This window comes from Acidithiobacillus sp. HP-11 (genome assembly GCF_015100075.1).
In the GTDB taxonomy this organism is placed as follows: Bacteria; Pseudomonadota; Gammaproteobacteria; order Acidithiobacillales; family Acidithiobacillaceae; genus Acidithiobacillus; species Acidithiobacillus thiooxidans.
Map to the genome: position 1 here is coordinate 22,989 of NZ_JACKYY010000012.1, position 23,831 is coordinate 46,819.

Sequence of the window (23,831 nt, forward strand, 5' to 3'; positions counted from 1 at the left end):
TATCAGCAGGCTTTCTTTGGGCTAGAAAGTCTTTGATGCAGGGGCAAACCCGCCATTAGGGCAATAGTAATAGAATCTGCGTAACCCCAGTTTAAACTATTGTACATGCCACCAACAATGTAAATAGCTATATACATCAGTGCAAACCAATTCTGAGGCATCAACCTGTCTTGCCAAGCTTCTTTAGCCAAGCTCCAAAGAAACCATAAAAAGGCCCCTATACCGATGATTCCCAAAACGGCAGCTTCGCTGATATAACTGTTTGCCGCTGTGTTCATAATGAACAAAGGCGTCTTCGGAAGCAAATGCGCATTCTGCATCGCGGTGATACCTGGCAAAAAATCACCCGTACCAACGCCAAACAGCGGGTGGGCAAAAAACATCCAGACGCCGCCTACCATAGCAATTATTCGCAATCCCCAACTAGAGTTCGTATCGGCAGCATGAATATTAAAATGAATCAATTGATGAACACCAAGTGAGAACATGGCATATACTGAAGGTATGAACAACATTCCCATTGCGCAGGCCAAAACCCCCAGAGAAAGCCAATATCGCCACCTTCCCTCATAAAGAATCCATATCGCTGCTGGAATCAGTAAAATGAATAGCACTTGACCCGAACGGCCTTGCGCCAGAATCAACTGTGCGAAAAGTATAATAGCAATCAAAATGTTCAACCAGGGCTTAAAATTCCACGAAAACTTGAAATCCCAGAGCATCCACAAAAAAACATGGACAATAGCCAGAGAAATGAATATATGCCCACCAAAACCGGTGTAGGGTAGATTGTTCACATTGTGCCATGGCAAAACATGCCAAGTCATCAAAAAGGCTAAAACCGCATTAATCACCAATCCAGCTATAAACATTCTAATCAGAATTTTTATCCATTTTTCCTGCCAAGGTAAGGTAGCCCCCAAAAATGCAAAAACCCCGTAACCCGTAGCCTCAACCACTTTCATCCCAAAAAACATATTCGTTGACCAGGAAAGGCCTAATATGGTCCATCCAATCAATAATAACAAAGGAAACGACCACGATCTTTTGAAAATCTTCCGCCAATCTCGCCAATATCCGCTTAGTACATACACTAACAAAAGGAGTGCGGAAGATATACCAGCGCCAGCAGTACTTAAGGGAAAAAATAACAAAGGTAAAGCATACAATGAAAACATCAATCCGTCTGGAATTTTTATCCAATTCACGATGCTTTCCTCAATAAAATTTTGGTTAGCTCTGTAGAAATTTCATCCGTAATAGAGCAGCATGACTGATGCAACAAAAAAATCTCTGCTTTACTATGATAGTGTTCAGGACTCGAGAAGTTGAACAACGCTAAGGTCGGAACGCCCAGGGCCACTGCCATATGATAAGGGCCAGAATCACTGGATACGAAAGCATCACATAGCTTGATAGCTCCAGTAAGGCTTGTCGATGATGTTCTACCGGCAATATCTATTATATGCGCATTATTACCCCATTTTACTTTATATTTATCTATAAATGATTTGTTTATAAAGCTTTCGTTGGGAGCACCTGTCAACAACAGGATATACGGGCTTTCTTTATAAGCTCTCCCGAAAGCCATTACTAATAAGTCCAGATCAGGACGCTTCTGTTCGGCATCCGGTGTACCGCAACCAATATTTAGACCGATTATCGGCAAGTCTTTTGGCAAGATCTGCTGCATTTCATCACGAAATAATCGACCATCAGAGGTTTCCGTCAGGACTATGGATTGATTTTCTCGATGCAAACCGAGTGCTACCAGCGCTGCGAAGTCCCTTTCGGTATAGTCCATTGGCCAGTCAAGTTGCTCATTTTTAGCATATTGCTGCAGGCTCGGGCCCGACCTGTCATACAACAACCCACGCCCCATGACCTGATTAACACCGACTATGGCTGACTTGCAAAAGCGACGTAGCCATCTTGCCGCTATGGTAGTTTCCAAACCATGAGGCTCATGATCAATAATCAAATCAGGCTGAATCTGCTTTGCAATTTTTTTCAATTCCGGCAACAAACGCCTCCAGGTTCGAGGTCCCACCCCACGCATCCCCCAAAAATGCCCTTCCTGCATGGGCAGAAAATGTGCACTGGAAAGCAGGAAATGCTCACGAATCAAGGCCTCACTAGGATATCCAGGCCAGCGCGTTAAAAACAGCAAATGCAACTCGACATCGGGCCAACGGTTTTTGAGGACGGCCCAAGCCGCAGAGCTGCGGAGAATATCACCTATGCCCGCGCTGTGGGATTTGATCAGTAAAATACGCCGAGGATTGGCAGGAATAGCACGCGCCATGTTTAGCCCACAAAACCAGCAATCATTGCTGCAACTCCTGCAAAAATTTACAGGCAATGTTTTCTGAGGCAAATCCTGTTGCGTAAACAGGTCCTGCATCAGCAAAATTTTCTCGCAACGCCGGATCCGCCAACAAACTCAGCAGAGCATTTTCCCAGCGCACAACATCTCCAGCCGGCAACAACCATCCACCCTGGCCATCCACAAAACTTTCGGGAATACCCCCTATGTCCGCGCCCAGCACCGGTGTTCCACAGGCCTGCGCCTCCAGGCAAACCCGGCCGAAAGTATCGGGTTCTATGGACGGCAGGGCCAAAGCATCCATCACACTATACCAAGGCATTACCGGATTTTGCCAACCCAGCACATGGTGCCAGGGTTTATTGGCCAGTCGGGAGCGTAATGCTTCCTCATGCGCTCCACCACCTAACCATAGGCCATGAACATGATCATTTTGTGCGCGGGCGGCATCAATGGCATCGGCCAACATGAAAACGCCTTTACCCCGATGCCAGGCGCCCACAAAACCCAACAGAAAATCCGCATCAGTCAGCCCTAAATCGCGTCGCCGATTGTGACGGGCTTCAGCATCTCGATGGAATTCTGCCAGATGGATGGGATTCAGGAGTACTTCTACCCGCTCCGGAGGAATGCCCTGTTCTATCAGACGACGACGCAAGTATTCGGATATGGCGAAAAGCCGCAAGGGCCAGTGGGATAACAGCCAGCGGGTGCTGGGTCGGAGGCGTAAATCCATATGCCGGAACAATACCAGAGGACATCCACTCATTCGACTGAGTATGGCGAGTGGCCAGTATTCCTTGCTGAAACTCCCGATCAGCCAATCGGGTTGCACATGACGGATAATTTTCCATAGCTTGCGCATGGCGGGCGCATCGGCACTGTTACGGAACATCCCATAGTGCAACTTGACCAAACTGTCAGACAAAGCCTCGCCAATATGTCCCCGGGGATGCACAAATGCGTGCATGTCCACGCCGCCCTCCGCCAAAGCGCGGCACATGGTGATCATATGGGTTTCTGTCCCTCCCCCCCCCGGATTTGTGCCTACCCAGAGCAAACGCCGCCCGGTGCTCAATGCCGATCCTCATACGCTGTCCAGATCTGCATGGGAAATACGTGGGGGCCATGATGTCCGCCAACCATGACGCGCGGAAGGTCAAATTGGTCCTCCTCCCCCGCTCGGGCGCGCCCTCGGCGTACGGTTACCGCCGCCAAAAATCCGGCCTGTTTTGCCGCTTCTCGTTCGCGTTGTCCTGCGGCTCCGTAGGGATAACAAAACTGCGTGACGGGAACATCCAACAATTTTTCCAGATCCTGTCGGGAACCGGCCATTTCATTGAGCAGATCCGCTTCCGTCAGATCCGGCAGACGGGGATGATGACGACTATGGGCGCCGACTTCCATCCCGGCTGCTTGCCATTGCCGCAACTCTGTTGCGGACATCAACGGCTTGCGTACGCCCAGTTCTGCCGCATCCCAGGCATTGTCCGCACCCAGGGCCGCGCTGACTATGTAACAGGTCGCCGTAAATCCATAATGCTGCAAAACCGGCAAGGCATTTTCCAGATTATCCCGATAGCCATCATCAAAGGTAATGGCAACCACTTTTCCTTTGGCTTCGCCATGAATATAGGGCAAGGCCGCAGACATGGACAAACCCTGATAACCAAAGCGATGCAGCAAGGCCATCTGGCGCCGGAATCGTTCTGGAGAAACGTAAAGACCGCGCAATTTCACCTCTTTGGGTGCGCGGTCAATATTGTGATACATCAAAATAGGAACGGCCATCAGGGTTCGGCACCCGGGTCAAGATGCACCGTATGGCGAATCACATAAGTCTTTTTATCCTGGGATTCATGATATATCCGCGACAACATCTCCCCGACAATACCCGTATTCAAAAACTGCAGCCCACCCAGAAAAAAAAGGACGCCCGCAATGAGCATGGGCCGACCGGAAATCTCTGCGCCTTCGGCGAATTTATCAATAAACAGATAAATCAGCATGCCGGAACCTATAAACAGCGAAAACAGTCCGACGGTACCGAAAAAATGCATGGGTCGCTGACTGTAACCCAGAAAAAACTTAACAAACAATAAGTCTACCAATACCCGAAAAGTTCGGGAAATCCCGTACTTGCTCTTACCTGCCACACGCGCATGATGACGCACGGGCACTTCCACAATACGATCGGTGTAAGTCAGAGTCGATAACCAGGCCGGAATAAAGCGGTGCATTTCTCCATAAAGACGCACCCCCTTGATCACCGAAGCCCGATAGGCTTTGAGCGTACAGCCGTAATCATGCAAACGTACCCCCGTAAAGCGGCGAATGAGTCGATTGGCAATACGCGAAGGTATTTTGCGCAAAAACAGGCCATCCTGACGGTTTTTGCGCCAACCCGCTACCACATCCAGATTTTCAGCCAGCAAGCGCTCAGCCAAAGGGAGAATATCCTGAGGATCATTTTGCAGGTCCGCATCCAGGGTCACGATGGCTTCCCCCTGGGCGGCATCAATTCCCGCCTGCATCGCCGCTGTCTGGCCAAAATTTCTTTGCAGATGAATCATCTTGAAATGGTTTCCGCGTGCTGCGGCTTCCCGGTCCAGGGCCGCCGCGCTGCCATCACGACTACCATCATCGACAATGATGATTTCAGCATCTGCTCCCGCCAGCGCCGCACTCAGGGCATCACACAGCGGTGTGACGTTGTCGATTTCGTTGTACAGCGGGATCACGACGGAAATTCGGGGCACTCAGGGTCTCCAATAGCGCAGAAAATCACTGGTGTTAACAAAAGGATCAGGAGCGTCGAGAATTCCCGAGAGGATGGCAACCCCACTGGCCCCGGCAGCCATGGCTGCAGGAACACGCTCTGCCGTTAGCCCACCCAAGGCAATAAGCGGTATGGCCGATGTTTCCACCAGTTCGGCAAATGCTTTTTCGCCCAATGGCAGCGTATCCGGATGGGAGCGGGTGGAAAACAATGGGGAAAGCAAGGCATAACGGGCCCCCGCCTGGGCCGCCTGGTGGATTTCCCCGGCATTGTGACAGGAAGCACCAAAGGGCTCCGAAGGGCGCAAGCCAACTTCCAATTGGGATTGCGTCAAATGCCGCCCGCTATGCGGCCAGTCCGGCAAAGGCTCAGCATGATTCAGCCAGACCTGCGTACCTGCGGCCAGGGATTCTGCGCAAAGGGATTCCAACAACTTCGCGTGGTCCCCATCCACAGGACTTTTGCAACGCAGGATCACCCATTGCAGGCCGGCTCGCAGGGCTTCCCGCCAGGCATGAGCAAATGCCTGGGGCTCCACACGGGCCGGATCTGCAATCAGGCATAGTGGCGGGTGCGGCAAAGATTCTTCCATTACGGCTGCCGTCATCCGCAGGTTGGCGGGCAGACACTCCAACGCCGGAATTTCCCAGGGGTACAACCAGCGAATCTGCTGCCCTTCCTTACCATGAGCCGCACCATCCCAGCGTCGCACCCGGTAAAAATTCAGACGCACCGTCCGCTCGGGATAGGTATAATCCAGGGTTCGAAATGGTTCCGCATCCTGCACCCGGATGCCAATCTCTTCCCATAACTCCCGATGTAGGGCTTCCTCAGGCGTTTCACCCGGGTCCACTTTTCCACCGGGAAACTCCCAAAACCCCGGCCAGGGTTTGCCTTCAGGGCGCAGGGAAACAAGCAGACGACCATTTTCGTCCTCAAGAATACCTGTGGCTACAGGAACGACGGTCATCAGCTGCGATAATCGGCGTTAATACGCACATAGTCATAGGATAAATCACAGGTCCAGATTGTCGCGCTCGCCAACCCGCGACCCAAATCCACCCGCACCGGGATTTCTGCCTCAGCCATCACCGCCTGCCCGGCAGCCTCGGTGTAATCAGGGTCTCGGGCCCCATCCCGGACAATGCGCGTTTCTCCCAGACTGACCTGAACCTTATCCACTTCCAGATCATCCACCCCCGCTGAACCAATGGCGGCCAGCAAACGTCCCCAGTTTGGGTCTGAAGCAAAAAAGGCCGTCTTGATCAGAGGACTGTGCGCCATGCGATAAGCCACCTGCAAACATTCCTCCACATTGCGCCCCCCCGCAATGTGGATAGGAATGAATTTACTGGCTCCCTCGCCATCCCGAACAATGGCCTGAGCCAAAAATTGCGCCACCTCGGTGATCGCCGCACAGAGCGGCGCATAGCGCGAATCTTCCACCCTGCTAATGGGCTCAGCGGCAATTTTGCCCGTCGCCATCAAAATACAGGCGTCATTGGTTGAAGTGTCTCCATCTACCGTAATCCGATTGAAGGACTGCGCCATGGCGCCCTGCAGACACTGCTGCAAAGCCTCGGCTTGCAAGGGTGCATCGGTAGCCATATAAGCCAGCATGGTCGCCATATCCGGACGAATCATCCCGGAACCCTTGGCCATGCCTGTCACCGTAACTACCTGACCATCCAGATCAATCTGCCGCGAGCAGGCCTTTGGGATGGTATCGGTGGTCATGATGGCCGCAGCAGCTATTTCCCAATGATTTTCATCCAGGTGTATTTTTAAGGCGGGAAGCGCAGCAGAGATTTTTCCGGCCAGATCCACCGGCTCACCAATCACCCCGGTGGAAAATGGCAGCACCGACTCTGGAGGACAATCCAAGGCAACAGCAACAACCCGGCAGGAATCTTCTGCCGCCTGCAAGCCTGCAGCCCCCGTACCCGCATTTGCATTACCCGTATTGATGACCAGCGCCCGGATGGGGGTTCCCGAGGACAAATGCCGCTGGGCCACCACTACCGGAGCCGCCGAGAAGCGGTTCCGCGTAAACACTCCAGCTACCTGGGTGCCTTCATCCGCAGCAATCAGGGTAAGATCACGGCGTTCGGCATAACGGATGCCCGCTTCGGTGACCGCCAGCCGCACACCGGCTACAGGCAGCAAATCGTGGGGAGGAAGAAGGCCAACAGCCATAGCAGCTCCTTATTGTAAGCGTCCGTGACAATGCTTGTATTTTTTGCCTGATCCACAGGGGCAGGGCTGATTCCGGCCAATTTTATCATCGGCAATCAGGGGCGACTGCGCAGAAGAATGAGTCGACGAATCAGTCAGCTGTTCTCCGAGGACGCCCCCAGCCAATGCGGTCAGGCCTGAATTTTCAGCCCCCGGCTCCGCCGCAAAATCAGGATGAGAAAACTGTAAGTGCTGGGGTGCGGCGGCACGCGCCAGGGCGTCCCAATCCATGGTTTCCGCTGCCGGACTGACATGCAGACGCGACAGGGTACTGATGACCTCTTCGCGCATGCGCGCCAACATACTGTTGAACATCGCCAGGGACTCTTTTTTATATTCCTGCTTGGGATTTTTCTGCGCATAACCGCGCAAATGAATACCTTCGCGAAGATGATCCATGCTTGCCAGATGATCTTTCCACTGGCTGTCCAGCACCTGCAGCATAATGGATTTTTCAAAATGGCGCGCCATTTCGCTACCCATCAAGGCTTCTTTCTCGGCATAAGACGTTTGCACCAGCCCCATGACTTTGCTGCGCAGACCTTCGTAGTTCAAACGCTTGTCGAGTTCCAGCCACTGCTCAACGGGGGCTTCCAGCCCGAACACCCGCTGCAGGGCCGACTCCAGACCCGGAACATCCCATTCTTCTTCCATGACCCCGGCGGGGGTATGGTCTGCCAGCACAGCATCGAGCACATCTTCCCGCAACAACTGGATTTCTTCGCTGACATTATCCGCATCCATAAAGGCATTGCGCTGCTGATAAATGATTTTGCGTTGCTCGTTCGCCACATCATCATATTCCAGCAGTTGTTTGCGAATATCGAAGTTACGGCTTTCGACCTTGCGCTGCGCATTTTCAATGGATTTGGTGACCCAGGGATGTTCGATGGCTTCGCCCTCTTTCATCCCCAGTTTCTGCATCAGTCCACCCAAACGGTCACTGCCGAAAATCCGCATCAGCGGATCTTCCAGACACAGATAAAAGCGGGTGGTGCCCGGATCGCCCTGACGACCGGAACGACCCCGCAACTGATTATCCACACGCCGTGATTCATGACGTTCAGTACCAATAATGTGCAAACCGCCCGCTTCAATTGCCCGGTCATGCAGACCTTGCCAACCATTTTTCAGAGATTCGGCGCGCTCGCTTTTACGTTCTTCATCCATATCCGGATCAGCCAGCACCATATCTACCTGATGACCAACGTTCCCTCCCAACACAATATCCGTACCACGACCGGCCATATTAGTGGCAATGGTTACCGCTCCGGGCGTACCCGCCTGGGCGATAATTTCTGCCTCCCGCTGGTGTTGCTTGGCATTCAACACTTCATGGGGGATTTTTGCCTGCTTGAGCAAATGCGAGAGAAACTCGTTGTGCTCAATGGAGGTTGTACCCACCAATACCGGTTGTCCACGCTGATGACAATCACGAATATCCTCAACAATCGCCGTCCATTTTTCCTGAGCAGTGCGATAAATAAGATCCGCCATATCCAGACGCCGAACCGGCTTGTGGGTCGGGATAACCACCACTTCCAGATTGTAAATCTGATTCAGTTCAAACGCTTCGGTATCTGCCGTACCAGTCATTCCGGAAAGCTTGTCGTACATCCGGAAATAATTCTGGAAGGTAATGGAAGCCAGCGTCTGATTTTCATTCTGGACCTCGACCCCTTCCTTGGCCTCCACCGCCTGATGCAATCCGTCGGACCAACGCCGCCCGGTCATCATACGACCGGTAAATTCATCCACAATGCAAACTTCACCATCACGGACAATGTAGTCGGTTTCGCGATGATAAATGACATGCGCCCGCAGCGCCTGATTCAGATGATGCACCAGGGTGACATTAGCCAGATCGTAAAGATTATCTTCAGTCAGCAGGCCATGTTCAGCCATGAGCCTTTCGGCCTTTTCAATACCTTCCTCGGTGAGCATCACCTGCTTGGCTTTTTCGTCAACCGTGTAATCTTCCTCGACGACAAATTGCCCTACCAGCTTGTCTACCCGGAAATATAAATCCGTATTTTCTTCGGTAGGGCCACTGATAATCAGGGGAGTCCGCGCTTCATCAATGAGGATGGAGTCCACTTCGTCAATAATCGCATAATGCAAGCCACGCTGGACCCGGTCAGCAGGCGAGAATGCCATATTGTCGCGCAAATAATCGAAGCCGAATTCGTTATTGGTACCATAGGTAATATCGGCTGCATAAGCTGCACGCCGGTCTTCCGTAGCCAGATCGGAAATGATGGTGCCCACACTAAGGCCCAGAAAATTATGTATTTTGGCAACCCATTGGGCATCGCGGCTGGCCAGATAATCATTGACGGTAATTACGTGCACGCCCTTGCCCGACAAGGCGTTCAGATAGGCGGGCAGCGTAGCGACCAGTGTCTTGCCTTCACCGGTCCGCATTTCTGCGATTTTGCCTTCATGCAGCATATATCCGCCAATCAGCTGCACGTCATAGTGGCGCATACCTATCACTCGCCGGGTAGCTTCGCGAACTACAGCAAAGGCTTCGGACAGTAAGGCATCGAGGCTTTCACCCCGGGCGATGCGCTCTTTGAAAAGCGCTGTCTGCCCGGCCAGACTGGTATCGTCCATGGCCTGGTATTGCTCTTCCAACGCATTGATTCTGGCCACTACAGCACGGGCTTTCTTGATCAGGCGCTCGTTGCGACTACCAACCACATGACGGATGATGGTTCCAAACATGAATAGACAAACCTAGGTAAAAAATATTTTGCAGGTTAGCATGAAAGCCCATGAATGATAAACGACAGCGACCACAACGCCCATTTACCCTGCGCCACTCAGGTAATGTCGGCAGCATCGTACAGTATGCCCGCCTGCTGCGGGAACGTCAGCCTGCCTGGAATGCCATGCTCGACCTGGAAGTCCAGGACCACACCTGGCTGGTGGCCTGGTCGGGTAACACTTTACAAGTGCTTTGCCAAAGTCCGGTTTGGCACGCGTGGTTACGGCGTAATGAAAAAAAAGTGATTAAACGCTGGAACAAGGAATTCCCCGAAGATCCGGTGCAACAGATCCAGTCCAGCATCAGGCACTGGCATGCCCAACTACCCGCCCAGCCCAGAGTACAGAAAAAACCTGAAATCTACGCGGATCAGGCTGCCCAAACCCTCAAACAAAGCAGCAAGCAGATGGCGCCAGACATCGCCCGAGCCATGCTGCGCCTAGCAGAGACCCTGGAAAAAGCTCAGGCGGGAGAAGCCACCAAGCTTTCTGCAAAGGAAAAGGGGGCAGAGCTTTCGGAATAATCCGCAAACTCCCAGGCATCCTGACGCTGCAACAAGGCTCGCAACAGACTGTTATTGAGGGCGTGCCCTGCCTTATGCCCGGAAAAATGTCCCACCAGAGGATGCCCCAGCAGATACAAATCACCAATGGAATCAAGAACCTTATGACGGACAAATTCATTGGTGTAACGCAAGCCCTCTTCATTGAGGATGCGATAATCATCGACCACAATGGCGTTATCCAGATTACCACCCAGAGCCAGGCCCATTTTTCGGAGGGTTTCCACTTCCCGCATAAAACCAAAAGTCCGGGCGCGCGCCACTTCTTTCAGGTAAGAGGTGCGTGAAAAATCCACAGTCACGTCCTGGCCACCGTTTTTGACGACAGGATGGTCAAAATCAATGGTGAAACTCACCTTGAATCCATCAAAAGGTTCCAGACGCACCCAACGATCTCCGTCTTCGGCAAGCAGTGGCTTGGTGATACGGATGAAACGCTTGGGTGCATTCTGCTCTTCAATGCCCGCGCATTGAATCAAAAAAACAAAAGGCGCCGCGCTACCATCCATAATCGGCACTTCCGGACCATCCAGGTCTATATAGGCATTATCAATACCCAAGCCCGCCAGAGCAGACATCAGATGTTCAATGGTGCCCACACGAATCTGGCCGTCGCCAATATTGGTGGAAAGACGGGTATCCACCACATGGAGAGGATCAGCCTTGATCCAGGCGCCCCCTTCGATGTCACTCCGGTGAAAAACAATGCCGGTGTTAATCGGGGCAGGACGAAGGCCCAGATAAACCTTGCGGCCGCTGTGCAGGCCGATTCCGGTGCCCCAAATCATATTTTTAAGTGTGCGCTGACGGATCATGATTTTAATTCCTATGCGATCCTCAGGACCGCCCTCCCATACAGTTGTGGTTTAGGTTACAACTTTTGTTGTCTCTATACAACTAACCGACTGGTCAGGCAGTTTACAGCGACCCACAGTCCTCGACAAGGCCTATTGACATTCATTAACAAATAATATTTTCCCATCAGACACTCTATCCTCATGGAAATACCCCAACAATGCGGTACTCATGTATAATCAACGAGCCGATGAAATCCCCTACGGGTTTCATGCTGAAGATATACTCTACTTGCGATCAAGGAAGTTCAAATATGGCCACGCCCAGCAGCAAAAAAACTCTGATGACATTGTATTCCAGCGACGATTGCGTGTTTGCCCACCGCGTGCGTTTTGTTCTGGAAGAAAAGGCAATGGAATACCAGATCATTGAAGTTGACCTCGCCCACAAGCCTGAAGAACTCGCTGAACTCAATTCTTATAATCAGGTTCCCACCCTCCTGGACCGGGACCTCGCCATCCATGAATCGGTGTTGATTATGGAGTATCTGGACGAGCGTTTTCCTCACCCTCCCCTTATTCCTGTTGATCCCATTTCCCGGGCAAAAGTTCGTCTGGGGCTGCTGCGCTTTGACCAGGACTGGTTCGCGCCGCTTTTCCAGCCCGGCTTCAGTCCGGAACAAATCAAGACAGCCAAAGAACAAATCCGCAGTACCATGGCGGGACTCAGCACCATTTTTACGCAACAGCGTTTTCTTTTTGGCGATGATCTGTCCATTCTTGATTGTGCCATTGCCCCCCTGCTCTGGCGCCTTCCCATACTCGACATCAGCCTGCCAGCAGCGGCCAAGGCTACCCAGGAATATATGGACCGCCTGTTTCAAATGGAAAGTTTCAAACGCAGCCTGACCCCTGCCGAGAAGGCCATGCGCTGAAATGGTGGCAGACCTTGGACGTTTTCGGAGTCTGCCCGAAGGGCTGTTCGCCCGTTGCACACTGGATCCAGATGGCTGTATTGCCCTGGAGCGCCAGCCCCAGGGCTTCCAGAAAGTCAGTGCCGCCCATTTTCAGGCCCGGGTACAGGCGCGTGCCGAAGGTTTGCTGCGCTTAGGCGTCAAAAGAGGAGAAAGAGTCATATTGATGGCCCCCAACTCCATGGACTGGGCCATTATGGATTTCGCCATTCTCAGCATTGGCGCCATCACGGTTCCTCTTTATCCCAGTTTTAGTCCCCGGGAAATTCACTACGTTCTGGGGGATAGTGGTGCCGGACTGGTGTTACTGGAGGGCAAGAATGAGTGGGAAAAAATGGGTGGCGAGGGTTGGGGGGTCCCGCATGAACGCATATTACTCAGAAACCCTGACGCAGCCCGAAGCGCCAGCCTGAAATACTGGGCACAACTCGAACAGGACAATACCACGCTGCACAGACAGGAGCTGGCAGAACGCCTTGGCGAATTGCAACGTGAGCAGATTGCCAGCATTGTTTATACCTCCGGAACCACCGGATGGCCCAAGGGCGTCATGCTCAGTCATGGCAATATTCTCAGCAATATTGCCGGTTTTTTGCCTTTAGTCCCCTTGCGGCGCGGCCAGCGACTGCTGTCCATCCTGCCGCTGTCACACGTGTTCGAGCGGGGGACCGGGCATTTTGGCGCTTACCTGCTCGGACTGGAAGTGGCTTATGCTGAACGCCCCGACACCGTCCTGCGCGATATGGAAGCGGCTCATCCTGATATCGTCATTGCTGTTCCCAGAGTCTTTCAGTTGCTTTACAGCAGGGTCCGGCGTGGTATTGAAGAACGCCATGGCCTGCTCGGTCGTTTCATGCAGCGCGGCGCCGGGTTAAGTGACAGTAATCGCTCTGCCCCTCCATGGCAACGGTATGTCGCGCGTCGCCTTTTAGTCTCCGGTCTACGCAAAAAACTGGGAGGACGTCTGCGCTTTTTCGTTTCCGGAGGCGCTCCGCTGGATACAGATATCACCCGTTTTTTTCTGGACATCGGCCTGCCTGTGGTAGAGGGATATGGCATGACCGAAACCAGCCCGGTCATCGCCGCCAATCCTCTGGATGATATCCGACCAGGAACCGTCGGCCGCTTCCTGCCTAATTTGCAAGGTCGTATTGCCGCCGATGGCGAAATCCTGGTGCGCGGGCCATCTATCATGACCGGCTACTGGAATAATGACGGTGCCACCCGGGAAACCATCGTGGATGGCTGGCTACACACCGGTGATGTCGGCAGCCTTGATGAAAATGGATACCTGACTATTTATGATCGCAAAAAAGATCTGATCGTCAATTCGGCGGGCGAAAACATTCCTCCACAAAAAATTGAAATGCGCCTGATGGCCCAGGCGCTTATCAGTCAGGCCGTCGTTTTTGGAGACCGCCTTCCCTACCTGAGCGCCCTGATTTTCCCCAACCCGGAACAGGTGCAGGCGCGTTTTGGCGCGAAGCCGGACACCAGTGTCCTGCGCAAGGCTCTTCAGGAAAGCATTCATACCGCCCTGCAGGATCTGCCTTCCTATGAACAGGTACGGCGTTTTGCCGTTTTGCCGGAAGCGCTGAGTGAAGCTCATGGTGAAGTAACACCCACCCTGAAAATCAAACGTCGGGTTGTGGCCGAACGCTATGCCGAATTATTAACCGAGATGCGCAAAAACTAGGTTTATGGAAATATTCATCCCGCCAAAACTGACGCCAATAATCAACGCGTTGGAACGTGCGGGGGCAAGGACGCTGCTGGTCGGCGGTGCGGTTCGCGACAGTCTGTTAGGCCTGCCCATCCATGACTGGGACATGGAAATCCATGCGCTGAATGAAACGCGACTGGAAGAATGCCTGGCGCCTTTTGCTGCACATCGGGTGGGTGGTCGCTGTGCAGTCTGGGTCGCTGGCGGTGCGGAATTTACCCTGCCCCAAACACGCGGCGAGACAGACCCGCACCTGCCCTGGTCCATTGCTGTCCAGCGTCGTGATTTTACGGTCAATGCCCTGGCCTGGGACTGCTGCTCCGGACAAATACTGGATGCTGTGGGTGGGCTGCGCGATCTGCAGAAAAAACGACTGCGCATCGTGAATCCCGGCACCTTTGCTGATGACCCTCTCAGAGCATTCCGGGCTGCGCGTTTGGTCGGGCAACTGGATTTTCATCTCGTAGCAAGCAGCATCGCACTTTGCCAAAAACTGGCGGAGCAACTGTCGGAAATCCCTACTGAACGGCTGCGCAAGGAATGGGAGGCGCTCCTGCTGCGTGGCTGCAACCTGCGGGCAGCCTGGGATGCACTGGCACTCACCGGTAGCATTCGCGCATTCCCTGCCCTCCAAGCACTGCAGGCCGTACCCCAGCGTCCAGATGCGCATCCTGAAGGTGATGCCTGGATACATACGGGAAAAGTGCTTGCCGAAGCCGCCAACCTGCGCCAAGGCCAGCCCGCACGCGACCTCATCCTGATGCTGGCAGCGCTCTTGCATGATCTGGGTAAAGCCGACAGCACCCGGCGCGATCCACAAAATCGCTGGCGGGCCATAGGGCATGAGCATTCCCTTGCCCGGGCACGCGACTTCCTGAATCGTTATTTTCCCGGACAACATCTACAGCGGCAGATTTTACCATTACTCCGTTGGCACGGGGCTCCCCACGCCCTGTTTCGGGATCGGGCCAAGCAACCGGCCTATGCGCGTCTGGCTCTACGCGTTCCTGACCGCAGCCTGCTCCTGGACATTGCCCAGGCCGATGCACGGGGTGCAGGTCATAGCGATACGGCATCCATCGTGCGAGCCCGCGAAATCTGGCAGAAACTGGGGCTCTGGGAGACACTTCCTGAAGCGCTGATCCGTAGCGACGATCTCATGGACCTTGGCGTTCTTCCGGGACCAGAACTCGGCAAGGCCCTGCGCAGCGCCTACCAGAGACAGGTTTTGGGCAACCATCAAAACAAGGAAACCCTGCTCAGGGCATTACATGGCCTGATCCCCGCCATCAATCTCCCAAACGACCCCGCTTGTTAACCGCCGTAGCATTGCCCCATTGGCTCATGTCCTGTACCTGCACACCAACCCACCAATAAGGGGCCACACTGTCCTGACCGTGCCCGCCTACCAGCGCCTGCCCGGGCGCCAAATGCACATGGTCGAGCAGTTTTCTGGCGTCCTCCCGACTGCGGAAAATGGACCAGGCCACCACTCTTTCCATCGGCGTAGTTGAGGGAACATCGCGTGCTTCATCCAGAAAATTGTCAGTAATCATAATATTCACTCCTTCAGCAAACAGTACCGGTTACCTGGATACCCGATACACCACCCATTCATGTGAACAAAGTATAGTTCGCAAAATGGATGGTTTTTCTTCTGACAGTCCTGTTGAAAACGCGTATGATCCGCCTCGGAGTGGGCCAGACGACCGCCGCAGATTTATCTGGGGAGGAAAGTCCGGGCTCCATAGGGCAAGGCGCCGGTTAACGGCCGGGGGGCGTGAGCCTACGGAAAGTGCCACAGAAAATATACCGCCAAGCGCGCAAGCGCCGGTAAGGGTGAAAAGGTGCGGTAAGAGCGCACCGCATTTCCGGTAACGGAAATGGCAGGGAAAACCCCGCCTGGAGCAAGATCAAATAGGCATGCGATACCGTGGTCCGCGGTGCATGCGGGTAGATTGCTGGAGCCTGTGCGTAAGTGCAGGCCTAGAGGAATGGTCGTCCACGACAGAACCCGGCTTATCGGCCCACTCCAATTTTTATTCCTTGCGTCATCTGCTTCCGGCAGAAATACCGACACAACGACCCAACTGCATGAAATAAATAGATAATTTATTTACATCATGGCACATACAGCTGCTCTGCTGATTTTCTGTCAAACACGTTCAAAATCACTTTGTACTGCATAATCCAATGATTACAAGAACCCTTTAAAGTGTTTTATAGAGCTTTATCAACATGCTCTAACATGCCGTAATTATTCAATATTTCTTCTTGACAGCCAGATGTGCGCCCTCTATTCTTCAGCTTGTGGGGAAAAGTGGGTCAAAGTGGAAGGTTTTGGAGAGTAAAACGCAAAATGTTTAGGGGAACGCACCGGCACAATCTCGACAGCAAGGGACGCATGAACGTCCCGGCCCGCTTCCGCGACTGGCTGAATGCCCATTGCGACGGTCAGATTGTCGTCACCATTGATGTGCAAAGCCGCCCGGGGGAACATTGCCTGGTGGCCTACCCCCTTCCCACCTGGGAAAAAGTGGAAGCCCGAGTAGCCGAACTCCCCAGCAACAATCCCGCCGCCCGCCAGTTTCAGCGGATGTTTGTCGGCCAATCAGAAGAAATGCGTCTCGACAGTCAGGCACGCATCCTACTTTCACCCAATCTGCGCCGCTTCGCAGAAATCGACAAGGAACTGGTCGTCGTCGGTCAAATCAACAAATTCGAAATCTGGGATGCCCAATGCTGGGATCGTTACCAGGAAAACAGCCTGAACAATAACGATGGATTTGCCAGCCTGGGAGATCTCATCCTGTGAACATGCCCGCGTCCGGATCTCACATTACGGTACTTCTGCAGGAAAGCGTCGCCATGCTCCAACCCGCCCTCAGCGAGGGCTCAGCCAGACGTTGTGTGGATGTGACCGGAGGACGTGGCGGGCATAGTGCGGCATTGCTGGAAAAGCTTCAGCATCAGGATATGCTATTGATTCTGGACCGCGACCCCAGCGCCATCGCGGCACTGCAAGACCGCTTTGCCGACGATGAGCGGGTACTGATCCGCCAGGCACGCTTCAGTGAAATCCGCAGCGTTGTGGAAAGTCTTGGCTGGGAATCCGTGGATGCGATTCTCGCCGATCTGGGTGTCTCTTCTCCGCAACTCGACGAAGCCGAACGTGGCTTCAGCTTCCTCCGTGACGGTCCTCTGGACATGCGCATGGATCCCGGCAGCGGCATCAGTGCCGCCGAATGGCTGAACGGTGCTCCTGAAACAGAAATCCGCCAGGTACTGAAAAACTACGGTGAAGAACGATTTGCCCGCGCCATTGCCCGCAAAATCGTCAAATATCGCGAGCGGACCCCTTTGCAGCGAACCAGTCAGCTTGCCGAACTCATCGCCGAGGTCATTCCCCGTCACGACTCCGGATTGAATCCAGCAACGCGCAGTTTTCAAGGCATTCGTATTTTTATCAACCATGAACTGGAAGAGCTGGAACAGTTTCTTCCAGAGGCCATGGCGGTACTGCGTGCTGGCGGACGCCTGGCCATCATCAGCTTTCATTCATTGGAAGATCGCATGGTCAAACGCTTTTTCCGGGCAGATGCGTTTCGGGTCAGCAGCGACCTGCCCTTGCGCGCAGCGGAAATCCCACCCTTACCATGGTCCGCCGTCGGCAAGGCCATTCATGCCAGTACGGAAGAAATTCAGATGAACCCCCGTTCCCGTTCAGCGGTACTCAGAGTGGCCGAAAGGAGTGAACGTCATGCGGCGTAATACGGTAATTCTCGCCATTCTCATCATGGTAACGCTGCTCGGTATAGTAGCTGCACGGGAAAGCACCCGAAGCCAGTTTATTGCCTTGCAGGAAGCACAGGCGAAACATTTTGCCCTGGATAATCGCTGGGGACAGCTGCAACTGGAGCAGGCCACACTCGCCTCCAATGCGCGGGTCGGGGATATCGCCCGGCAGAAGCTGGGCTTGAGCGCCCCCAAAAACAGTCAGATTGTCATGGTGAAAGCGCAGTGACCCGGACTTCTGCCTATCCGGCCAAAATCCCCGCACGCCCATTACCGGCGTGGCGGGCGACGGCCGTTTGGGCAACCGTAACACTCGCCTTTGCTGCAGTCATGGCTCAGGCCTGGCGTGCCCAGGTGGAACATGGTCCATTTTTACGCGACCAGGGAGCCCAACGCTATTTGCGTCATTTTCCGTTGCCGGTGCAACGCGGACCCATTGTTGATCGCGATGGCAAGCCACTGGCTTTGTCCGTACCAGTCAAAACCCTCTGGGTAGATCCGCAAGTATTCACCCACCAGGAAAATCAATGGCCGCTTGTGGCTTCCGCCCTGGGAATCAGCGTCAACGAACTCGATGCCCGTGTCCATGCGGGTGGTAGCCACTTTGCCTTTATCGCCCGCCAGATCAGTCCCGAACGAGCCGAAAAAATATCGGCACTGCATATTTCCGGCCTGCATAGCCTCAACGAGAATCGCCGTTATTATCCTGCCGGAAGCATTGCGGCCCCACTGATTGGCTTTACCAATGTAGATGGTAAAGGCATTGAAGGATTGGAGTTGACCTATAACCAGTGGTTAACCGGCAAGGCGGGGGAAGAAACCGGGTTGCGTGACAATTACGGCCACCCGCTGAGCCTGCACGGCCCTGCCCATTCTGCCCAGCCCGGCAAAGTCCTGACTTTGAGCATTGACCGCAATCTCCAGTATGTGGCTTACACCGCTCTGGCCTCGGCCGTACAACGCTTCCAGGCCCGTTCCGGGGCAGCGGTGCTCATGAATGCCCGGACCGGTGAAGTGCTGGCCATGGTCAGTTATCCTGCTTTCAACCCCAATAATCGCCACGATTATCAGGCTGGTCTTTATAATAATCGGGCTGTGGCCGACACCTTTGAACCCGGTTCCGTGATGAAACCCTTCACCATTGCAGCGGCACTGGACGATAACAGTATCCAGCCCGACAGTACTTTCAACGTCAACACCAACTGTTTTCGAGTTGCGCGTTTCTGTATCCAGGATGATGTCCGTCACAACAATCTGGATCTGGCGCAAGTCCTTAAATATTCAAGCAACATCGGGGCCGCAAAAATATCATTGCGCACCCCTCCGGCGGATCTTTTTCAAATGCTCCATCAGGCTGGCTTTGGACAAGACAGCGGCCTCGGGCTCCCCGGAGAAAGTCCGGGGACGCTGCCGGCCTGGCAGGGTTGGGATATTGCCCGCAGAGCGGCGATGGCTTACGGATATGGTTTATCGGTAACTCCCCTGCAACTGGCGGCCGCTTATGCGGCCATTGCCAATCAAGGGGTGTATATAGCACCCACCCTGATCCGCCAGGATACCCGCTCAGTAAACGGAGTTCGGATCATGCCTGCAAGCACTGCCGCACGACTGAGCCGATGGCTGAGCGGCGTTACCAGTCCGGGCGGTACCGGCTTTCTGGCCAGCATCCCGGGTTACAGAGTGGCGGGCAAAACCGGAACTTCCATCATGGCCAACGGTAAAGGCGGCTTCCATAAAAACCAGGTAAACACCAGTTTCGTGGGCTTTGCCCCTGCTCAGGACCCGCGCCTGGTGATGGCTGTCGTGGTCCGCGCCCCGACCCAGGGATGGCGCTATGGTGGAGTCGTGGCGGCACCGGTATTTCGGGTGACCATGGCAGCTGCCCTGCAAAGCATGGGCATTCAACCAGACCCGGGCCTTCTGAAAACCACTGCCGAATATCCATACCGCACTGTCACCGAGGCCCAGCAGTGGGCAGAAGGAGCGGGTGATGCAGCGCACTGAACCCCTATCCCGGCTATTTGATGCCGTACCTGACGCCTTCAGGGAACTGGCTGTAACCGGCATCGAAACAGATACCCGCCGCTTGCAGCCGGGCATGCTCTACGTGGGATTACACAATCATCGTGGCGATGCCGATCAGTTTCTGGCAGAAGCCTGGAAGGCGGGGGCCGTGGCCGCCGTGCTGGAAGCCGGGCACGAAGCCGTCATTCCGCAAGTCAATGGCCCTGCCTGCTGGCAGACTCCCGAGCTCCGCGACAAGCTCGGCCAGGCCTTGCGCCGTTGGCATCGCTGGGATGAAGGAGCAGCACCGCTATTGATCGGCGTCACCGGCACCAATGGCAAAAGCAGCGTCACCCGGCTGATTGCCGAACTCGCCCCCCAACCAGCCATGATTATCGGAACCTTGGGCTACGGGCCGGTTGATGCCCTCGTCCCCCATGCCAACACCACCCCGGAAGCCGTTCGACTCTGGGAGACGCTGGCCTCGCTCCGGGATCGGGGGGCCAAGGTCATCGCGCTGGAAGTTTCCTCCCATGCCCTGGCCCTGGGCCGGGTAGCTGCCGTCCCATTTGCTGCGGCCGTGTTTACCAATCTCAGTCGTGATCATCTCGATTTTCACGGCGACATGGATCAATACGGCGCTGCCAAAGCCCGTCTGTTCAAATTTCCCGATCTGAAACTGGCCGTACTGAATCGGGATGATCCCTTTTCTGCACAAATTGCGCAGCAAATCGATCCCTCCGTCAATGTTCTGGGTTTTGGAGCGGGGGCCTGGGATTTTCAGGTCCGAGAAATACATGCCGGGGCCAGTGGTACGCTCCTGACCCTGGGTACACCGGAAGGTCTGCGGCAATTACGTAGTCCGCTCCTCGGGCAGAGCAATGTCGAAAACCTCCTGGCCGCCCTGGCCGTCGCCCATGGGATGGGCTGGAAAGTCAGTGACGCAGACGTTCACCATCTAGATTTGCCCGAGGGACGTTATCAGCGCCTGCCGGCAATATCCGGCAAGGCACAGGTCATGATCGACTACGCGCATACTCCGGATGCGTTGGAACGGGTTTTGAAGGACATACGTGCCGTCGCCAAAGGACAGGTCCATGTGCTTTTCGGCTGCGGCGGCGATCGGGATCGGGGAAAACGTCCGGAAATGGGAAAAGTTGCCGAACTTCTGGCCGACCGGGTCACGCTTACAGATGATAATCCCCGCAGTGAAAATGCCGACGACATTATTCGCGACATTCTCGCGGGCATGCAGCACCCTGAGGCCATTGAGGTCATTCATGATCGGGCAGCGGCCATCCACCAGGCCATCCACCAGGCCCAAAGTGGGGATTGGGTGTTGATTGCCGGTAAAGGACATGAACGCACCCAGGAAATCATGGGTCAGAAAACTCCGTTTCATGACCAACAGGTAGCGATGGAGGCACTGCGCCCATGATGCGCTACTCCCTCAACGAAATAGCCCGCATCACCGGTGGCCAGCTTCTGCCTGGCAGCCAGGGAAAGGACGAAATACACGGCATTGCCACGGACAGTCGCCAACCCATGATTGGCAAACTGTTTGTTGCACTGACCGGAGAACACTTTGATGGGAACGACTTTGTTCCGGCAGCTTTAGCCCAGGGCGCGGCCGCCGTACTCAGCAACCGTCAGGTGGATGCGCCCGGAGTAGTGGTCAAGGACACTTTGCAAAGCTTGCAAAGCCTGGCACAGCATTGGCGCCAGCGTTTCAACATACCGGTGCTGGCGGTTACCGGCTCCTGTGGCAAAACCACGGTCAAGGAAGTCCTGACAGCCATCCTTGCCGAAAGCGGCCCCGTACTGGCCACTCAAGGCAATCAGAACAACCATATTGGCGTGCCCCTGACCCTGGCAAGACTGGGGGTGGAACATCGCTATGCGGTACTGGAAATGGGCATGAACCATCCCGGCGAACTCACCCTGCTCAGCGCACTGGCCAAACCAACGTTGGCCCTCATCAACAATGCCGGCCCCGCCCATCTGGCGGGACTCGGAACTGTGGCTGCCGTCGCGGCGGCCAAGGGCGAAATTCTCTCGGGACTGGACAATCGTGGCATCAGCATTTTGAATGGTGACGATCAATTTGCCGACTTCTGGGCAGAAAAAGCTCCGGGCGAAGTGTGGCGCTTCAGTCTGAACAACCTCCCGGTACGCGTCCGTGGACATTGGCAGGATCGTTCAGGAAGCAGCGGCCAACTGGATGTACGCGCCCCCCAGGGCGAATTCACCCTCGAAGTCCCGCTCCCGGGAAAACATAATGGTGCCAATGTCCTGGCTGCCGTCACCGCCGCACTGGCCCTGGATATCAGCATCCCTCAGATTCAGCGTGCTGTGGCCGCGTTGGAAGCCATCCCCGGGCGCTTGCAATGGCGCAACGGAAGGGGCGGCTGCCGGGTTCTGGATGACACCTACAACGCCAATCCAGCTTCATTAGAGGCCGCATTACGTGTTCTTGCCGCCCAATCCGGCCAGCGTATTCTCATACTCGGAGATATGGGTGAACTGGGTCCCGATACGGTAGTTTATCACCGGCAGGCAGGAATTCTGGCCCATCAGCTGGGCATTGATGCGGTTTACGGACTGGGACAACTGGCTGCCAAAGCCGCCGAAGCGTTTGCAGCCGGTACAGAGCATTTTATGGAACTGCCCCCCCTGATTGATGCTCTGCAGCCCCATCTCAATCCGGAAACGGTAGTGCTGGTAAAAGGTTCCAGAGCTGCACACATGGAACGTGTCGTTCAGGCACTCGTGGCTGGAGACGCCTGATGCTCTACGCACTATTCATGCAACTCGGCCATATATACCACGGTTTTTACGTGTTTCAGTATCTGACCCTACGGGGCGTACTGGCGATACTGACCGCGCTGGTCCTCTCCCTGGTTATTGGCCCCTTTTTCATTGCCCGTCTGCGCTATTACAAAATCGGGCAGATGGTACGCAATGATGGGCCGGAAACCCACTTCAGCAAACAGGGGACGCCGACCATGGGCGGGGCCCTGATTCTGCTGATTGTCATCATTACCACCCTGCTCTGGTCAGATTTGCGCAATCCTTTGGTCTGGGTGGCGGTCGTCACTACTTTTGCCTTTGGCGCCATAGGTTTTATTGACGACTGGCGCAAGCTGCGGCGTAAAAACACCAAAGGTTTATCCGCCCGCGCCAAATATGGTTTGCAGTCCTTGTTTGCCCTAGCTGCAGCTGGAGTATTGTATGGACTGGCCAATAAGCCCGTAGAAACCAGCCTGATTATTCCTTTTGTACCTCATGTCCTGATTCCCTTGGGGTTCGGCTTTATCATTTTCAGCTACTTCGTTATTGTCGGCACCTCCAACGCCGTCAATTTGACTGATGGCCTGGACGGGCTGGCCATCGTCCCAACCGTCATGGTGGCTGCAGCCCTGGGAATATTTGCTTATGTTTCAGGAAATTCTGTATTCGCCCATTACCTGGATCTGCCCTGGGTGCCGGGTTCCGGACAAATGCTGATTTTCTGCGGATCACTGGTTGGTGCCGGGCTCGGCTTTCTCTGGTTCAACACCTATCCGGCCGAAGTATTCATGGGCGATACCGGCGCACTGGCCCTCGGTGCCGCCCTGGCCATTGTCGCCATCATCGCCAGACAGGAATTGGTATTGGTCATCATGGGTGGGGTTTTTGTCATGGAAACCCTGTCGGTGATGATTCAGGTGGCCTCCTTCAAGCTGACGGGCAAACGGGTGTTTCGCATGGCGCCCATTCATCATCATTTCGAGAAAAAAGGCTGGCCAGAGCCACGGGTAGCCGTGCGTTTCTGGATTATCACCGTGATTCTCGTGCTCATTGGCCTTTCCAGTTTGAAGATCCGCTGA

At 54.4% G+C, this 23,831-nt stretch carries 21 protein-coding genes and 1 other RNA gene; 12 read left to right on the plus strand and 10 right to left on the minus strand.

Annotated features, from left to right (window positions below):
* Positions 1 to 2: 2 nt before the first annotated feature.
* The 8 genes from H7F08_RS05365 to secA are packed head-to-tail and all read right to left on the minus strand — an operon-like array spanning position 3 to position 10,067.
* A complete protein-coding gene (locus H7F08_RS05365) occupies positions 3 to 1,208 on the minus strand; it encodes an O-antigen ligase family protein (RefSeq protein ID WP_237747378.1) in 1,206 nt (401 codons plus the stop codon).
* Positions 1,205 to 2,305, minus strand: coding sequence for a glycosyltransferase family 9 protein (locus H7F08_RS05370; protein ID WP_193640043.1), 1,101 nt, complete (start codon positions 2,303 to 2,305; stop codon positions 1,205 to 1,207). Before H7F08_RS05370 ends, H7F08_RS05365 begins: the two co-directional genes overlap by 4 nt.
* Positions 2,306 to 2,327: 22 nt before the next feature.
* Complete coding sequence (locus H7F08_RS05375; protein ID WP_193640044.1) at positions 2,328 to 3,404, minus strand: glycosyltransferase family 4 protein; 1,077 nt, start codon at positions 3,402 to 3,404, stop codon at positions 2,328 to 2,330.
* Entirely contained in the window at positions 3,401 to 4,117 is a 717-nt protein-coding gene (locus H7F08_RS05380; RefSeq protein WP_193640045.1) for a polysaccharide deacetylase family protein, read from the minus strand. The genes H7F08_RS05375 and H7F08_RS05380 overlap by 4 nt, the downstream gene beginning before the upstream one ends.
* Positions 4,117 to 5,085, minus strand: a complete 969-nt coding sequence (locus tag H7F08_RS05385; RefSeq protein ID WP_193640046.1) for a glycosyltransferase family 2 protein — start codon at positions 5,083 to 5,085, stop codon at positions 4,117 to 4,119. The genes H7F08_RS05380 and H7F08_RS05385 overlap by 1 nt, the downstream gene beginning before the upstream one ends.
* Positions 5,086 to 6,075, minus strand: coding sequence for a Nudix family hydrolase (locus H7F08_RS05390; RefSeq protein WP_193640047.1), 990 nt, complete (start codon positions 6,073 to 6,075; stop codon positions 5,086 to 5,088).
* The gene (gene argJ / locus H7F08_RS05395) at positions 6,075 to 7,301 is read right to left on the minus strand and encodes a bifunctional glutamate N-acetyltransferase/amino-acid acetyltransferase ArgJ (protein WP_193640048.1); all 1,227 of its coding nucleotides are present in this window, start codon (positions 7,299 to 7,301) and stop codon (positions 6,075 to 6,077) included. The genes H7F08_RS05390 and argJ overlap by 1 nt, the downstream gene beginning before the upstream one ends.
* Before the next feature lie 9 nt (positions 7,302 to 7,310).
* On the minus strand, positions 7,311 to 10,067 hold the full coding sequence (secA, locus tag H7F08_RS05400; RefSeq protein WP_031569544.1) for a preprotein translocase subunit SecA: 2,757 nt from the start codon (positions 10,065 to 10,067) through the stop codon (positions 7,311 to 7,313).
* Positions 10,068 to 10,117: 50 nt separating this feature from the next.
* Between secA and H7F08_RS05405 the strand changes: the two genes are divergently transcribed.
* Positions 10,118 to 10,633 carry a DciA family protein gene (locus H7F08_RS05405; RefSeq protein WP_010641254.1) on the plus strand — a complete coding sequence of 172 codons (516 nt, stop codon included), beginning with the start codon at positions 10,118 to 10,120 and terminating at the stop codon, positions 10,631 to 10,633.
* On the opposite strand, the gene lpxC is transcribed toward H7F08_RS05405, so the two are convergent.
* On the minus strand, positions 10,573 to 11,487 hold the full coding sequence (gene lpxC, locus H7F08_RS05410) for a UDP-3-O-acyl-N-acetylglucosamine deacetylase (RefSeq protein ID WP_010641253.1): 915 nt from the start codon (positions 11,485 to 11,487) through the stop codon (positions 10,573 to 10,575). The genes H7F08_RS05405 and lpxC overlap by 61 nt on opposite strands.
* 293 nt (positions 11,488 to 11,780) lie before the next feature.
* Between lpxC and H7F08_RS05415 the strand changes: the two genes are divergently transcribed.
* Genes H7F08_RS05415 through H7F08_RS05425 form a run of 3 tightly spaced genes read left to right on the plus strand, consistent with a single transcriptional unit; the run spans position 11,781 to position 15,481 of the window.
* Entirely contained in the window at positions 11,781 to 12,401 is a 621-nt protein-coding gene (locus tag H7F08_RS05415; protein ID WP_024893348.1) for a glutathione S-transferase N-terminal domain-containing protein, read from the plus strand.
* Between the two features lies 1 nt (position 12,402).
* Positions 12,403 to 14,136: an AMP-dependent synthetase/ligase gene (locus H7F08_RS05420; protein WP_031569545.1), complete on the plus strand. Its 1,734-nt coding sequence runs from the start codon at positions 12,403 to 12,405 to the stop codon at positions 14,134 to 14,136.
* A gap of 4 nt (positions 14,137 to 14,140) precedes the next feature.
* Positions 14,141 to 15,481 (plus strand): CCA tRNA nucleotidyltransferase, encoded by a 1,341-nt coding sequence (locus H7F08_RS05425; protein ID WP_031569546.1) that lies wholly within the window; start codon positions 14,141 to 14,143, stop codon positions 15,479 to 15,481.
* Here H7F08_RS05425 and H7F08_RS05430 read toward each other — a convergent pair.
* The gene (locus H7F08_RS05430) at positions 15,453 to 15,719 is read right to left on the minus strand and encodes a hypothetical protein (RefSeq protein ID WP_010641245.1); all 267 of its coding nucleotides are present in this window, start codon (positions 15,717 to 15,719) and stop codon (positions 15,453 to 15,455) included. The genes H7F08_RS05425 and H7F08_RS05430 overlap by 29 nt on opposite strands.
* Before the next feature lie 137 nt (positions 15,720 to 15,856).
* Between H7F08_RS05430 and rnpB the strand changes: the two genes are divergently transcribed.
* From rnpB to mraY, 8 genes are all read left to right on the plus strand, one after another.
* An RNA gene (gene rnpB / locus H7F08_RS05435) (RNase P RNA component class A) lies at positions 15,857 to 16,201 on the plus strand.
* Between the two features lie 321 nt (positions 16,202 to 16,522).
* Entirely contained in the window at positions 16,523 to 16,978 is a 456-nt protein-coding gene (gene mraZ / locus H7F08_RS05440; RefSeq protein ID WP_024893345.1) for a division/cell wall cluster transcriptional repressor MraZ, read from the plus strand.
* A 2-nt stretch (positions 16,979 to 16,980) separates the two neighbouring features.
* Positions 16,981 to 17,934: a 16S rRNA (cytosine(1402)-N(4))-methyltransferase RsmH gene (gene rsmH / locus H7F08_RS05445; RefSeq protein WP_031569548.1), complete on the plus strand. Its 954-nt coding sequence runs from the start codon at positions 16,981 to 16,983 to the stop codon at positions 17,932 to 17,934.
* Positions 17,924 to 18,187, plus strand: a complete 264-nt coding sequence (ftsL, locus tag H7F08_RS05450; protein WP_024893343.1) for a cell division protein FtsL — start codon at positions 17,924 to 17,926, stop codon at positions 18,185 to 18,187. The genes rsmH and ftsL overlap by 11 nt, the downstream gene beginning before the upstream one ends.
* A complete protein-coding gene (locus H7F08_RS05455; RefSeq protein ID WP_031569550.1) occupies positions 18,184 to 19,962 on the plus strand; it encodes a peptidoglycan D,D-transpeptidase FtsI family protein in 1,779 nt (592 codons plus the stop codon). Before ftsL ends, H7F08_RS05455 begins: the two co-directional genes overlap by 4 nt.
* Entirely contained in the window at positions 19,949 to 21,400 is a 1,452-nt protein-coding gene (locus H7F08_RS05460) for a UDP-N-acetylmuramoyl-L-alanyl-D-glutamate--2,6-diaminopimelate ligase (protein WP_193640049.1), read from the plus strand. The genes H7F08_RS05455 and H7F08_RS05460 overlap by 14 nt, the downstream gene beginning before the upstream one ends.
* Positions 21,397 to 22,749, plus strand: coding sequence for a UDP-N-acetylmuramoyl-tripeptide--D-alanyl-D-alanine ligase (locus H7F08_RS05465; RefSeq protein WP_081577449.1), 1,353 nt, complete (start codon positions 21,397 to 21,399; stop codon positions 22,747 to 22,749). The genes H7F08_RS05460 and H7F08_RS05465 overlap by 4 nt, the downstream gene beginning before the upstream one ends.
* A complete protein-coding gene (gene mraY, locus H7F08_RS05470) occupies positions 22,749 to 23,831 on the plus strand; it encodes a phospho-N-acetylmuramoyl-pentapeptide-transferase (protein WP_031569554.1) in 1,083 nt (360 codons plus the stop codon). Before H7F08_RS05465 ends, mraY begins: the two co-directional genes overlap by 1 nt.